Raw genomic sequence first — 13,768 nt, 5'->3', positions numbered from 1 at the left:
GTAAACAACACGCCGGAAGGAAGGAGGATCATCCCCGATGCCGCATGGTTGAATGTCCGCGACGTACAAGTTCGTCTGGTGGTAACTCGGCGAGGGAGCGAGATGGACGGCGCAGCGGCTCGGAATCTTTCCGCGATCCAGGACGGCCCTTCCGCGAGCGAAGCGACGACGGCGGGCGCCACGGCCCCGGCCGAGGAGGGCGACGGCAGCGGTCTCAGCCGTCGCGAACACGAGATCCTGGCCTTCGAACGGCAGTGGTGGAAGTACGCGGGCGCCAAGGAAGAGGCCATCCGCGAACTGTTCGGTATGTCACCGACCCGGTACTACCAGGTGCTCAACGCCGTTGTGGACCGGCAGGAGGCCCTCGCGGTGGATCCGATGCTGGTGAAGCGGCTGCGCAGGCTCCGTGCGAGCAGGCAGAAGGCCAGAGCCGCACGGCGTCTCGGTTTCCAGGTATGACACATCTCCGGGCCGTGGTGCAGGCATCGGGGCCCGATATGCGACTAGGGTCGACAGCGTGAGTCAAACCAATCCCACCTCCGGCGGGCCGCCGTTGCGCGCGCTGGCGATGGTGTTGATCGCGCTGGCCATCGTGTTCGCGGGTCTCGGTGCGATGTCGTTGTCGAGTTCCGATTCCGACGCCACGAACGCCGAGGAGTCGTCGGCCACCGCGGCCCAGCAGGTCACCTCGGCCGCGCCCGCGACGACGGCCGCGCCGGCCACAGTGGCGACGACCACAGTGGCGACGACGGCGGCGCCGACCACCACGACCGCCGCCCAGACGACCACGGGCGCGCCCGCGGCCGGGGTCGATCGCGCCGTGCCGGTGCGCGTGCTGAACAACAGTCTGGTCGCCGGTCTGGCCGCTCGTACCGCCGATCAGTTGACGGCGAACGGCTGGACCAATGTCGCGCCGGGCAACTACGCGGGCGGCAATATCGCCAAAACGACTGTGTACTACGGGAATACGGCCGGTGAGCGGGAAGCGGCGATGGCCATCGCCCGGGAGATCGGCGCGACGGCCGAACCCAAGTCGGCCGTGATCGGGGACAACGGTCCGGGTGTAGTCGTCATCTTGACGGGTAACTGAAAACCGAGCCCGCCGTCGAACGGCCCCTTCGAGGCGCGACACGGCGCTCGTGGCATCATCTTGTCCGGTAACGACAGTGTCCACCCAGCTTTACTCGTAAACTCGGTACTCGTAAAGGAGTTCCCCGATGGCCCCGTCCACAACTCGTCGCCCGTCCTGGCGGACTGTGACCCCGGTGCTTGCGGTCGCGGTCTTCGGCCTCGCTGCCTGCTCGAACAGTCAGGAGTCGAGCGACGTCAAGGGAACCACCCCGCCGGTGTGGACCGGTGCCTCCGCCCCGGCCGAGGGACACGGGACCGGTACCGAGCACGGCAGCCCGGCCACCGACCCGGGCACCAAGGTCGAGCTGAAGGACGCCTCCGGCAGCTCGGTCGCCACCGCGAACATCGCCAAGGACGGCAACCACCTCGTGATCACCGTCGAGGCGCACGGCCTGAAGCCCGGTTTCCACGGTCTGCACTTCCACCAGGTCGGCAAGTGTGAGGCCAACTCCGTGGCGCCCACGGGCGGTGCGGCGGGCGACTTCCTCTCGGCGGGCGGCCACCTCCAGGTAGGCACCGCCAACGCCCACCCCGCCAGCGGCGACCTCACCTCGTTGCAGGTCCGCTCGGACGGCCAGGGCAAGCTGGTCACCACCACCGACACGGTGACACTCGACGACCTGAAGAATCGCGCGCTGATCATCCACGCCGATGCCGACAACTTCGGCAATATTCCCAACCGTTACGTCCGTGCCGACGGCGTGGCAGGACCGGACGACAACACGCTGGCGACCGGCGACGCGGGCGGCCGCGTTGCGTGCGGTGTAGTCCAGTAGACAAGGTGTCGATATGGGCGGGGCAATCGAGAACGTTCCATTTCCAGGTTCGCCCCGGCCGACCATCGGCATCGAATGGGAGGTCGCGCTCGTCGACAAGGTGACGCGCGATCTCTCCAACACGGCCGCGGCGGTCTTCGATGCCGTCGGTGATCTGCGGGCCTGGGACGGCACGCCGCAGGTCACCAAGGAACTGCTTCGCAACACCGTGGAGATCGTCACCGGCGTGCACGACACCGTGGCTGCCGCGGTGGACGATCTGAGCGGCACCATGGACACGGTGCGCCGCGCCGCCGATCCGCTCGGCGTCGATCTGTTCTGCGCGGGTACCCATCCGTTCGCCCAGTGGTCGGCCCAGCAGCTGACCCGTTCGCCGCACTACGACGAGCTGATCGAGCGCACCCAGTGGTGGGGCCGCCAGATGATGATCTGGGGCGTGCACGTGCACGTGGGAGTCTCGCACCGGGAGAAGGTCTTTCCGATCCTGAACTCGCTGCTGCTCACCTACCCGCACCTGCTCGCGCTCTCGGCCTCCTCGCCGATGTGGGCAGGCGCCGACACCGGATACGCGAGCAACCGCACGCTGATGTTCCAGCAGCTGCCCACCGCGGGGCTACCGTTCCAGTTCGAGAACTGGGCTCAGTTCGAGCATTTCGTGCACGACCAGATGCAGACGGGGGTCATCGAGCAGCTGGGCGGCATGCACTGGGACATCAGGCCAGCACCCAAATGGGGGACCATCGAGGTGCGGATCTGCGACGGCATCTCCACCAGGGCCGAATTGGCCGCGCTCGCCGCGTTCATCCACTGCCTGATCGTGGATCTGGACCGCCGCGTCGTGGAAGGTGAGGATCTCGGATCGCTGCCGCCCTGGCACGTTCAGGAGAACAAGTGGCGGGCCGCGCGTTACGGCCTGGATGCGATCGTCATCACAGACTCCGACAACACCGAGCGGCTGGTCACCGACGACCTGATGGACGTGCTGAACCGGCTCGAGCCGACGGCCAAGCGGCTCGGCTGCGCCGACGAATTGTCTTATATCGCCGAAATTCCCCAGCGTGGGGCGTCTTATCAGCGCCAGCGCAAGGTGGCCGCGGCGACCCAGGGTGACCTGATCGCGGTGGTGGACGCGCTGGTCAAGGAGCTCGACAAGTAGCGTTTCGCCACGGCGAGCGGTCGCATTCCGTTCAGCTGGCCAGGGGGACGGCGTTCATCCCCCGTTTACTATGGTCGACGTGCTTGTCGAAGACCCGGGTTCCAGCGTAGGAAGTGCGGTGCGGCGGTTGAAGATACCGCCGTCTCGGGTCTGGGTGGTCGTGGCCGTCGCGGCCGTGCCCGCGCTGCTGATCGTGCTCCAGATCGTCGCCTTCCAGCGGGGATTCGAGGGTCCGCTGGAGAGCCTGTGGCACGACTACGTCGGCACGCCGAAATCGATGTCGGTGCCGTGGGCCGGGCTGATTCTGGCGCTGGTCGGTATCCCCATGCAGCGCAGGCTCGTCGCGCTCGGCGCGGCGGTGACCATCGACCTGGCGTGCGCGGGCGCGCGTCTGCTCGCCGGTGACGCTCCGACGGTCGGCAACGGTCCGGTGCTCGTGCTCACCGCGCTGGCCCTGATCGCCTGGCTGCGCTGGAGCGGCAGCGAGCGGCGCAACGCACTGCGCGCCGCGGCGCTCGGCGCGCTGCTGATCCTCGCCACCAAGGTCGGCGACGTGTGGCTGCACATCACCGTGATGAGCAGCCCGGACGTGCTCGACGAGTACGTGATGCTCGCCGACCACGCGCTCGGCGATCCGTCCTGGGTGATGGGCCGGGTCATCGACACGCTCGGCCCGGTGGTCTACGCCGTGCTGCACTGGGTCTACATCGAGCTGCCGGTGGCCGCGATCGTCGTCGCGGTGTGGCAGTTGCGGCGGGTGGTCGACTCGGGGCGGTGGCCCAGCCACTACCTCGTTCGCACCTTTCTGGTGCTCGGGCTGGTCGGACCGGTCGTCTACGTGCTCTTTCCGGTGGTCGGGCCGATGTTCGCCTTCGGCGCCGACGGCAATGGGCTCCAGGTCGGCAACTACTGGCCGGGTGTGCTCCCGCCGATCGACCGCAATCCCGCGCCGCTGCCCTTCGACGCGGCGACGCCGCGCAACTGCATGCCGTCCATGCACACCGCGTGGGCGCTCTCGGTCTTCCTGCACACCCGCCGCGACGTCGACGGTTCCCCCGCGCCGCGCTGGCTGCGCTGGGGCGGCACCTTCTGGCTGCTCGCGACGCTGGCGGCCACGCTCGGCTTCGGCTACCACTACGGCGTCGACCTGGTCGCGGGCGCGGTGCTGTGCATGACCGTGGAGTCCGCGCTGCGCGAGCCGGAACGCGGCTGGGGGTGGTTCCGTATCCGCCTCGTCGCGCTCGGGACCGCGGTGCTGGTCGTGCTGCTGCTCTCGTACCGCTATCTGGCGGTGTCGATGGCGGAGTACGCGGTGCCCGCGGGGACCATCGTGCTTGCGCTGCTGGCGGGTGTGGCGGCCGCGTTCCACGCCACCTGGTTCGCCGGGCAGCGGGAGCAGGTGGTCGTGGTGCGGGAGGTCGAGCCGGTCGAGCGCTGAGTCGCCTGGTCCGCGCCCGGCTCAGTCGAGCTCGTCGCCGAGTTCGTTGACGCGCAACAGTCCGTCGCGGTGCCGCTGTTCGCGATAGGCGGTGCGGCCGATGAGGTGCGCGATCACCGGCGCGGTGAGCAGTGTGAACAGGCCGACCAGCGCGAGCAACCACACATTGCCCTTGCCGCGCAGTTCGATGGCCGCGCCCGCGAGCACCAGAAGCAGCCCGACCACCTGCGGTTTGGTCGCGGCGTGCATGCGGGTGAGGGTGTCGGGGAAGCGGACGATGGCGATCGCGGCGGTGAAGGCCAGCACGGCGCCGCTCAGGATGAGCGCGGCCGCGAGCCACTGCCAGGCCGTCATCGGTCGTCCCTGACCCGGAAGCGGGACACCGCGGCCGAACCGAGGAAGCCGACCAGCGCCAGCGCGACGATGGCGGGCAGCATCGTGGCGTCGCCGCTGTAGGCGGCCCACACGGCGAGACCCGACGCCGCGATGGCCATCAGCGAGTCGATCCCGACGACCCGGTCGAGCGTGTTCGGCCCGGCCAGGATGCGGTAGCTGGTGATGACGGCGGCGGCCGCGAGCAGGGCGCCCGCGAGCACGGCGACGACGGTCATGCGTTCACCTCCGAGTGGGTTTCGGGACGGGCCGCTCCAAGGCGGAGATCAGCAGCCGCTCCAGGCGACGGGTCTGGTGGTAGAACCGCGCCACCGCGGCGTCGCTGCCGACATCGAGCACGTGCACGTAGACCAGGCAGCGGTTCCGGTCGATCTCGAGCACCATCGTGCCGGGGATCAGGTTCAGCAGGTCGGTGGTGAGCACCAGCACCAGGTCCGACTTCGTGCTCAGCCCCACCCGCAGCACACCGGAGACCGGCGGCCCAGCAGGCCGGATGGCGAACCAGGCGATCTGCAGGCTGGATTCGAGCGCGTAGTAGGCGCTCACCACCGTGACCTCGGCCAGCGAGAGCAGGTTGAGCCTGCCGCTCACCGGAATCCTCGGCAGCGGCAGCGCCACCATGACCAGCGCGCCGACCGCGAGCCCGGCCACCAGGTTGCCGATGCTCAGATCGCCCCACAGCGCCATGTAGACGGCGGCAAGCCAGAGCAGCACCCCGCCGCGGACCACGCTGTCCCTGCCGATCCGCCGCCCGCCGGGCTCGTCGGGCGGTTCGCGAATCTCGTCGCCCGCGCTCATCGATACGCCTCCGGTTCGCCGAGCACCGCGCCGACGTACACCGCGGGATCGTGCAGGTCGGCCGCGGCGCGGTCGGCGATGCCGAGGATCGGCCCGGCCAGCACGGTCAGGCCGAGACCGACCGCGGCCAGCGCCGCGGTCGACACCAGCATGAGCGGCGGGATGCGGCCGGGATCGGTGCGCTCGTCGTAGAGCACGTCGGTCGAATCCTCGATGAGGGTGGGCGGACTCGCAGCCGCGAGGTGCCCTTCCGGCGCTTCGGAGCGCGGCCGCCAGAACACCTTGGCCCAGACCCGCGCGACCGCGTACAGCGTCAACAGGCTGGTCAGCACCGCGCCTGCGACCAGCACCCAGGCCAGCACGCTGCCGTCGGACGCGCCGGCCTGGAGCAGCGCGACCTTGCCGATGAACCCCGAAAAGGGCGGTATCCCACCGAGATTCAGTGCGGGGACCAGGAAGAGGACGCCGAGCACCGGACTCGCCGTGGCCAGTCCGCCGAGCCTGCGCAGCGAGGTCGATCCGGCCTGCCGCTCGATCAGGCCGACCACGAGGAACAGGGTGGTCTGCACCAGAATGTGGTGCGCCACATAGAACACCGCGCCCGCCAGGCTTGCGGTGGTGGCCAGCCCGACGCCGAAGATCATGTATCCGATGTGGCTGACCAGGGTGAACGAGAGCAGCCGTCGGATGTCGTGCTGGGCGATCGCGCCGAGAATGCCGATCACCATGGTGAGCAGGCCGCCGATCAGCAGGACGTTGTCGAAACCACCGTCGGGGAACAGCAGCGTGTGCGTCCGGATGATCGAGTACACACCGACTTTCGTCAGCAAGCCCGCGAAGACGGCGGTCACCGGCGCGGGCGCCGTCGGGTAGGAATCGGGCAGCCAGTTCGAGAGCGGGAACACCGCCGCCTTGATGCCGAAGGCCACCAGCAGCACCGCGTAGATCGCCCCGCGCACGCCCTCGGGAGCCGCGCCGAGACGCACGGCGATCTGCGCCAGATTCAGCGTCCCCGTGGTCGCGTAGACCAGGCCGATGCCGGTCAGGAAGATCAGCGACGAGAGCATCGACACCATGACGTACCCGACGCCCGCACGGATGCGTTCGGTGGTCGCGCCGACGGTGAGCAGCACGAACGACGCGGCGAGCAACATCTCGAAGCCGACGAAGAGATTGAACAGGTCACCGGCCAGGAAGGCCGCCGAAACACCCGCCGTGAGAACGAGATACGTGGGGCGGTAGATGGACGTCGGCTGACGCGCGTCACCGTCGCGGATGTTCTGGCCCGCGCCGTATACGGAGACGGCGAGCAGGACGATGGCCGAGATGAGCAGCATGGCCGCGGAGAGCCGGTCCACCACGAGCGTGATGCCGATGGGGGTGTCCCATCCGCCGACCTGCACCGCGGTGGTGCCGTCCCGGTCGGCCAGGTACAGCAGCAGGCCGGTGATGACCACGACCGCGGTCAGTGCCGACAGGGTGACCGTGCGCTGGATGCGCGGCCGGCGTCCGAACACCAGCGTGGCCGCCGCGCCGAGCAGCGGAACGAGTACCGGCAGCGGCGCCAGCGCGGGCAACAGGTGGGGCGAGAGGGTCAATCTTCCGGATCCTCTCGGTCGCGCTGGGCCGCCACCTCCGCGTCACCGGGATCGTTCTGCACGTCGTCGGTGGTGGTGAGGATGTAGGACCGGTAGGCGAGGGAGAGCACGAACGCCGCGAGGCCCATCGTGATGACGATCGCGGTGAGCACCATCGCCTGGGCCAGCGGGTCCGTCATCCCCTCGGGCGCGCCTTCGCCGTCGCCGATGGGCGGCTCGCCGTCCGGGCCGCCCACGGTGAGGATCAGCAGGTTCACCGCGTTGCCGAACAGGATCATGCCGAGCAGCATCTTGGAGACGGCGCGCTCCAGGATCAGATACACGCCGCACGCGGTCAGGACGCCGATGAGGACGAGCAGGGTCAGGTTTGCGCTCATGCCTGCGCCTCGCTGGCGCTCGGCTCCGGCATGCGCGATGCGCGCTGCCACACGATTCGCTCACTGCGTTCGCTCATGCCTGCACCTCGCTGGCGCTCGGCTCCGGCATGCGCGAAAGCGCGCTGCGACATGATTCGCTCACTGCGTTCGCTCATGCGCCGCCGCCTCGCGGGGTCTGGGTCGGCTCGGCCGTGGTGCCGGCGAGTTCGCTGTCCAGGCGGGCGCCGAGGCTGCGCAGCACGTCGAGAACGAGGCCGACCACGATCAGGTAGACGCCGAGGTCGAACAACAGTGACGTGACCAGCTTGACGTGCCCGAACAGCGGCAGCGTCAGCTCGACGATCGCCGAGGACAGCGGTGGGGCGCCGAGCAGCAGCGAGCCGGCCGCGGTGCCCGCCGCCAGCGTGAGCCCGGCGCCGAGCACGTGGCCCGCCTCCATCGGCAGCGCCTCGCCGAGTTCGTAGCGGCCGCCCGCGAGATAGCGCAGGGTCAGCGCAAGGCCCGCGGTCAGTCCGCCCGCGAAGCCGCCGCCGGGGGCGTTGTGGCCCGCGAAGAAGAAGTAGATCGACATCACCATGATCGTCGGAAAGAGCAGGCGGGTGGTGATCTGCAAGACCATCGAGCGTTCCCGGCGATCCACCAGCCGCCCCGCAGGAAGCCAGCTGACCAGGTCCGGGTTGTAGTCCGGCGCGTCGGCGGCGCGGGGCGCGGCGCCGAAACGCCTGGTGCGGAACACCATCGAGGCGACGCCGGTGGCGGCGACGATGAGCACCGAGACCTCGCCGAGGGTGTCCCACGCCCTGATGTCGACCAGCAGCACGTTGACCGCGTTCTTGCCGCCGCCGATCCGGTAGGCGGCCTCGGGGATGCGGTGCCAGATCGGTTCCGCGCCGCGGGCGGCGGTGGCGAACCCGGCAAGCACCGCCACGGTCGAGCCGACCGCGACGGCGAGCACGGCGCGGCGCGCCTTGAAGGCGGCGGTCCTGCTCTCTTCGATCTCGGCCGGGAAGGCACGCAGCACCAGCACGAAGACCACCAGCGTCAGCGTCTCCACGAGGAACTGGGTGAGGGCGAGGTCGGGCGCGCCGTGCAGCGCGAAGACGACGCCGCAGCCGTAGCCGGTGACGCCGACGACGAGCACGCTGGCGAGCCGGTTGCGCAGCACGGTGGCCGCGAACGCCATGGCCGCCATGATTCCGGCGATGGCCAGTTGCAGCGGCGAATCCCACAGGCGCAGTTCGATTCCCGTCCTGGTGCGCAGTGCGAGCACGGCCGAGGGCAGGATGATCAGGGTGCCGAGGATGGTGGCCTGGGTCAGCGGCAGCGAACCACGCTGCACCGAGCCGGTCATCCGCAGCGAGAGCCGGTCCATCGCGCGCAGGGTGGCGTCGTAGGCGCGGTCGGCATTGCCGAGGCGCGGATGCGCGGTCTCGCCGAATCGGTTGCGCACCAGAAAAAGTGCGGAACCCGCGGCGATGATCAGGACCGACAATGCCAGCGGCACGGTGAATCCGTGCCATAGCGCCAGGTGCGAAACCAATTCTCCCGGAAGCGTTTCCGGGTATCCGCGCAGCAGCTCGTCCAGCCGTTGCGCGCCGAGGCCCGCCGCCAGGCCCGCCAGCGCGAGCACGGCAGGCGGCGCGAGGAACAGCCATCCCGGCGCATGCCACGACACATCCTTGTCGAGCGGCCGGTCGCCGAACGCGCCCCACACGAAGCGGGCGCTGTATCCCACGGTCAGCATGGAACCGAGCACGATCGCCGCGCACAGCGCCGTGCGCGCGGGCGCCGCAAGGGTCTCGGCGTCCAGGATCGCGCCGAGCGCGCTCTCCTTGCCGACGAACCCGAGCAGCACCGGAATCCCCGCCATGCTCAGCGCCGCGAGCACGGCTACGCCACACAGCACGGGAGCCCGCCGCCCCAGTCCGGACAACTCGCGCAGATCCCGGGTTTCCGCACCGTGATCCACGATCCCGACCACCATGAACAGGCACGCCTTGAACAGCGCGTGCGCCACGACCAGCGTCGTCCCGGCCAGCGCCGCGTCCGGTGTGCCGAGCCCGAGCAGCACGATCAGGAAACCCAGCTGGCTCACGGTGCTGAACGCGAGCAGCAGCTTCAGATCGGTCACGCGCAACGCGCGAATGCCCGCGAGCAGCATGGTCACCGCGCCGAGGACGAGCACCATCGGATGCCACGGCGGGCTGCTCGCGAAGACCGGCGCGAGCCGCGCCACCAGATACACGCCTGCCTTCACCATGGCCGCCGCGTGCAGGTACGCGCTGACCGGGGTCGGCGCGGCCATCGCGCCGGGAAGCCAGAAGTGCAGCGGCACGATCGCGGACTTGCTGAGCGCGCCGACGAGCAGGAGAGCAACCGCCACCGACACCGCGACCCCGCTCGGCGGGTTGTCCATGGCAAGCAGATCCGACAGCAGATAGGTGCCGCAGGTCTGCCCGAGGACGACGATGCCGATCAGCATGGTCAGCCCGCCCGCGCCGGTGACCAGCAGGGCCTGCAGAGCGGCGCGCCTGCTGATCGCGCGCTCGGCGTTGTGGCCGACCAGGAGGAACGACAGCACCGTCGTCGTCTCCCAGAAGACGTAGAGCAGCAGCATGTTGTCGCTGGTGACCAGTCCGAACATGGCTCCGGCGAAGCCGACGAACTGGGCGGCGAACAGACCGAGCCGAGGTTCGTCGTCCTCGAAGTAGCGGGTGCAGTAGAGCAGGATGAGCGTGCCGACACCGAGCACCAGCGCGGCCATGACGGCCGCCAGCGAGTCGAAGCGCAGATCGATGTTCATCGCGATGCCGGGCGCCCAGGTCAGCCGAACCTGCTGCGTGCTATTCCAATTCGCGACCACCCAGCCGAAGCCGGCCAGTGGCACCAGCGCGAGCACCGCGAACGCGTTGCGGCCCAATACCCGTACGCACAGCGGCGCGGCCAGTGCGGCAAGCGCATGCGCGAGCAGGATTACGAGCAAACTGCACTCCGTCAGGTCGTGGCGGGCGGTGGTGCGGTTTCAGCCTACGTGGAGCCAGGGTTTTTCGCGTGAGCGCCGACTATGGCGTCAGCCATGTCGGCGCGCCTCGGCTATATGTCCGCTACCTTGTCTTCCCGCGCAGGGGGCGCGGGTTTGCGGTGCGGGTGCTGCCGCAGCCGGTACAGCAGGAGCAGGGCGATCGCACAGCCGGACACGATCACCAAGGCCACCCGGCCCGGAGTCGTGGCGGCGGCCATATTGTCCCGCGGCGGCCAGGTCTCGTCCTCCACCGGCAGCGCGGTGACGATGCTCGGGAGGAAGAGCGCGCCGAGGGCGAGCACGGCGCTGGGGCCGTAGTGGGGCCGGGCGGCGCCGCAGCAGTATCCGGTGGTCACCGTGAGCAGCACGGTCGCGACGATGTAGTGCACGGCGCCGTCGCCGTGCGCGTCGACGAACGCGAACACGGTGACGCCCATCAGCGCGAGCAGCGCCAGGAACGGCGAGGGCGCGCGGAGACCGGCGAACAGGCCGAGCGCGGTGAGCGCGAGCACCGCGAAGACGCTCCACCAGGGCCGCGGCGCGTAACCGAGCGCGTCGGCGGTCGCGACCAGACTCACCGCGAGCAGCACGCCGATCCCGTCGCGACCCGGCAGCAGCATGGCCGCGATGAGCGCGGCGATGATGGTGGCCGCGACGGCGATCGAGATCTCCAGCCGGTTGTCGCCCGGGGCCGAGACGTTGTTGTACTGGCCCGCCAGCCATTCGGTCGCCGCAAGGACGATCAGGCCGAGCACGGTCGCCGCGAGGATCGGCGCGATCGGCAGATCGATCGGCACGGTCGAGTCGCTGTGCGGTCCGACCCGGTTGCGATGGCGGGCGACGGCGACGAACAGCAGCACCACCGCGGTGCCGATCATCCAGCGCGGTGGTGTCTCGAGTATCGCCCACGGGTCCTGATCGGACAGGTCGAGCAGGTCGGCGAGGTCTCCGAAGACGAAGAAGCTCGCCGCGCCGAGCGCGTAGCCGAAGGCCGTGTCCGGTCTGCGCAGTGCGGCGGTGCCCAACGCGCCCAACAGGATTCCGCCGAACACCACGTCGATGTAGTTCAGCGTGGTGAGCAGGTCGGCGGAGGAGACGTTGCGGCCGGCGAAGTGGTTGACGAACAGACCGAGCGCGCCGCCGAACGCCACGATCCAGCCGGTGAGCGGCCTGGCGAAGGTGGTGATCAGCACCGCGACGGTGACCGCGACGATCATGCCGATCGTCGCGCCGCGCGGCACGCTGTTGATCAGGCTGGCGATCCGGTAGGGGGTGCTCTGCGCGGTCCAGCTGAAGGTGATCGGCAGGAACAGCGCGATTCCCGCGACCGCGGCCCCGAGGAAGGCCGTGACCACGTCGACTCCGTCGCCGATCCATCGCCGCACCTGGGCAACATACCCGCGCCGCGGCGCCGAACCGGTGATTGCCGACGGATTGCCGCCGCATGTCGAATGTCTGTCAGCTGCGGTTTTCCGCGTACTTGCGCAGCGCTTCGACCTGGTCCGGGTCCAGCGACGGACGCACCACCGCACGGGCGGCGGCGAGATCCGCGGCGCTGACGTCGGCGGCGGCCACGTCGCGGCGCATCGCCGCCAGCGCCGCCTCGCGCAGCAGCGCGGCGCAGTCGGCGGCGGAGTAGCCGTCCAGGTCCTGGGCCAGTGCGACGAGATCGACGTCGTCGGTGAGCGGCACCGACCGCCCCGCGGTGCGCAGGATCTCCAGCCGCGCCGCGGCGTCCGGCGGCGGCACGAACACCAGCCGCTCCAGCCTGCCGGGCCGCAGCAGCGCGGGATCGATCAGCTCGGGCCGGTTCGTCGCGCCGAGTACCACCACGTCCCGCAGCGGCTCCACCCCGTCGAGCTCGGTGAGCAGCGCGGCGACCACCCGGTCGCCGACGCCGGAGTCGGAGCTCTGCCCGCGCCGCGGCGCGAGCGCGTCCACCTCGTCGAGAAAGATCAGCGACGGCGCGGAATCCCGTGCCCGCTGGAACAATTCGCGGACCGCGCGCTCGGATGCGCCGACCCACTTGTCCAACAGCTCCGCGCCCTTCACCACGTGCACGCTGAGCTGGCCCGAGCCCGCCAGCGCCCGCACCAGGAAGGTCTTGCCGCAGCCGGGCGGGCCGTAGAGCAGCACGCCGCGCGGCGGCTCGATGCCGAGCCTGGCGAAGGAATCCGGATGGCGCAGCGGCCACAGCACCGACTCGGTGAGCGCCTGCTTGGTCTCGACCATGTCGCCCACGTCGTCCAGGCCGAGACTGCCGATGGCCAATTCCTCCATGCCGGAACGAGACAGCGGACGGATCACCGCCAGCGCGCCGACTAGGTCCTCCTGGGTCAGGCGCGGGTCGGCCTGCTCCTTGCTGACCCGCGACGCCGCGCGCAGCGCCGCCTCCCGGCACAGCGCCGCGAGATCCGACACCACGAAACCCGGTGTGCGCAAAGCGATCGCCTCGAGTTTCAAATCACCGGTCGGCACCTTGCGCAGCAGTTGCTCCAGCAGCGCCTTGCGCATCGTCGCGGTAGGCAGCGGAAGCGCGAGTTCCCGATCGCACAGATCCGGCGCGCGCAGCCGCGCGTCCACACCGGCCGGATGCGCGGTCGTCGCGATGAACGCCACGCTGGTCTCGGCCATCGCCGCGCGCAACTGGTCGAGGATCAGCGTCGCGACCGGCTCGGGGTCGGCGGGCAGCAGTGCATCGATGTCGGTGATCAGCAGGATCCCGCCGCGCCCGGACGCGACATCGGCGACCGCCTCGGCCACCTCGCGCAGCCGAGCGCCGCCCTCCGCCGCGCCGACCGAGGGCCCGTCCAGTTCGACGATGCGCCGCGGTGCGGTCACCGAGCGGGCCAGGGTGGCCTTGCCGACACCGGCGGGCCCGGTGATCAGCACCCCGAGATGCGGTGTGGCACCGAGGGTTTTGAGCAGCTCGGGTTCGTCGAGCGCGAGGCTGAGCCATTCGGCCAGCTTCGTGGCCTGCGCGTGCACGCCGACGAGTTCCTCGGCGGGCACCCGCGGCGGCGCGCTGCGCATCGCCGTCGCGCCATTGGTGCCCGCGGCCGACGCCAGCGCCGCGGCC

Annotated in this window: 14 protein-coding genes; 5 read left to right on the top strand and 9 right to left on the bottom strand. The window is 70.0% G+C overall.

All coding sequences use genetic code 11. The features are described from left to right. The first annotated feature begins 102 nt into the window (after positions 1-102). From napA to NL1_RS11895, 5 genes are all read left to right on the top strand, one after another. Positions 103-459 (top strand): nucleoid-associated protein NapA, encoded by a 357-nt coding sequence (napA, locus tag NL1_RS11915; protein ID WP_067837991.1) that lies wholly within the window; start codon positions 103-105, stop codon positions 457-459. A 58-nt stretch (positions 460-517) separates the two neighbouring features. Beyond that, positions 518-1,090, top strand: coding sequence for a LytR C-terminal domain-containing protein (locus NL1_RS11910; RefSeq protein WP_067837988.1), 573 nt, complete (start codon positions 518-520; stop codon positions 1,088-1,090). 127 nt (positions 1,091-1,217) lie between these two features. Continuing rightward, positions 1,218-1,907 (top strand): superoxide dismutase[Cu-Zn], encoded by a 690-nt coding sequence (sodC, locus tag NL1_RS11905; protein WP_067837985.1) that lies wholly within the window; start codon positions 1,218-1,220, stop codon positions 1,905-1,907. 13 nt (positions 1,908-1,920) lie between these two features. Continuing rightward, entirely contained in the window at positions 1,921-3,063 is a 1,143-nt protein-coding gene (locus NL1_RS11900) for a glutamate--cysteine ligase (protein ID WP_067837982.1), read from the top strand. A gap of 70 nt (positions 3,064-3,133) precedes the next feature. Further along, positions 3,134-4,501, top strand: a complete 1,368-nt coding sequence (locus tag NL1_RS11895; protein WP_067837979.1) for a phosphatase PAP2 family protein — start codon at positions 3,134-3,136, stop codon at positions 4,499-4,501. Between the two features lie 21 nt (positions 4,502-4,522). Here NL1_RS11895 and mnhG read toward each other — a convergent pair whose 3' ends face one another. The 9 genes from mnhG to NL1_RS11855 all read right to left on the bottom strand — a co-directional run. Beyond that, the gene (gene mnhG / locus NL1_RS11890; RefSeq protein WP_067837977.1) at positions 4,523-4,855 is read right to left on the bottom strand and encodes a monovalent cation/H(+) antiporter subunit G; all 333 of its coding nucleotides are present in this window, start codon (positions 4,853-4,855) and stop codon (positions 4,523-4,525) included. Then, complete coding sequence (locus NL1_RS11885) at positions 4,852-5,112, bottom strand: monovalent cation/H+ antiporter complex subunit F (protein ID WP_067837976.1); 261 nt, start codon at positions 5,110-5,112, stop codon at positions 4,852-4,854. Before NL1_RS11885 ends, mnhG begins: the two co-directional genes overlap by 4 nt. 4 nt (positions 5,113-5,116) lie before the next feature. Then, positions 5,117-5,638 (bottom strand): Na+/H+ antiporter subunit E, encoded by a 522-nt coding sequence (locus NL1_RS11880; RefSeq protein WP_067838159.1) that lies wholly within the window; start codon positions 5,636-5,638, stop codon positions 5,117-5,119. Positions 5,639-5,688: 50 nt separating this feature from the next. Further along, on the bottom strand, positions 5,689-7,290 hold the full coding sequence (locus NL1_RS11875) for a Na+/H+ antiporter subunit D (RefSeq protein WP_067837974.1): 1,602 nt from the start codon (positions 7,288-7,290) through the stop codon (positions 5,689-5,691). After that, positions 7,287-7,667 (bottom strand): Na(+)/H(+) antiporter subunit C, encoded by a 381-nt coding sequence (locus NL1_RS11870; RefSeq protein WP_067838156.1) that lies wholly within the window; start codon positions 7,665-7,667, stop codon positions 7,287-7,289. Before NL1_RS11870 ends, NL1_RS11875 begins: the two co-directional genes overlap by 4 nt. Further along, positions 7,664-7,822 (bottom strand): hypothetical protein, encoded by a 159-nt coding sequence (locus tag NL1_RS37480; protein WP_156094814.1) that lies wholly within the window; start codon positions 7,820-7,822, stop codon positions 7,664-7,666. Before NL1_RS37480 ends, NL1_RS11870 begins: the two co-directional genes overlap by 4 nt. Further along, on the bottom strand, positions 7,819-10,650 hold the full coding sequence (locus tag NL1_RS11865) for a Na+/H+ antiporter subunit A (protein WP_067837972.1): 2,832 nt from the start codon (positions 10,648-10,650) through the stop codon (positions 7,819-7,821). The genes NL1_RS37480 and NL1_RS11865 overlap by 4 nt, the downstream gene beginning before the upstream one ends. A 110-nt stretch (positions 10,651-10,760) precedes the next feature. Then, positions 10,761-12,074 (bottom strand): hypothetical protein, encoded by a 1,314-nt coding sequence (locus NL1_RS11860; protein WP_067837970.1) that lies wholly within the window; start codon positions 12,072-12,074, stop codon positions 10,761-10,763. A 73-nt stretch (positions 12,075-12,147) separates the two neighbouring features. After that, positions 12,148-13,768, bottom strand: a 1,621-nt coding sequence (locus NL1_RS11855; RefSeq protein WP_067837968.1) for an AAA family ATPase, incomplete at its 5' end; no start/stop codon positions are given.

This window comes from Nocardia lijiangensis NBRC 108240 (assembly GCF_001613045.1).
In the GTDB taxonomy this organism is placed as follows: domain Bacteria; phylum Actinomycetota; class Actinomycetes; order Mycobacteriales; family Mycobacteriaceae; genus Nocardia; species Nocardia lijiangensis.
The sequence above is the reverse complement of the archived record's forward strand: the minus strand, read 5'-3'. Positions and strand labels throughout refer to the sequence as shown.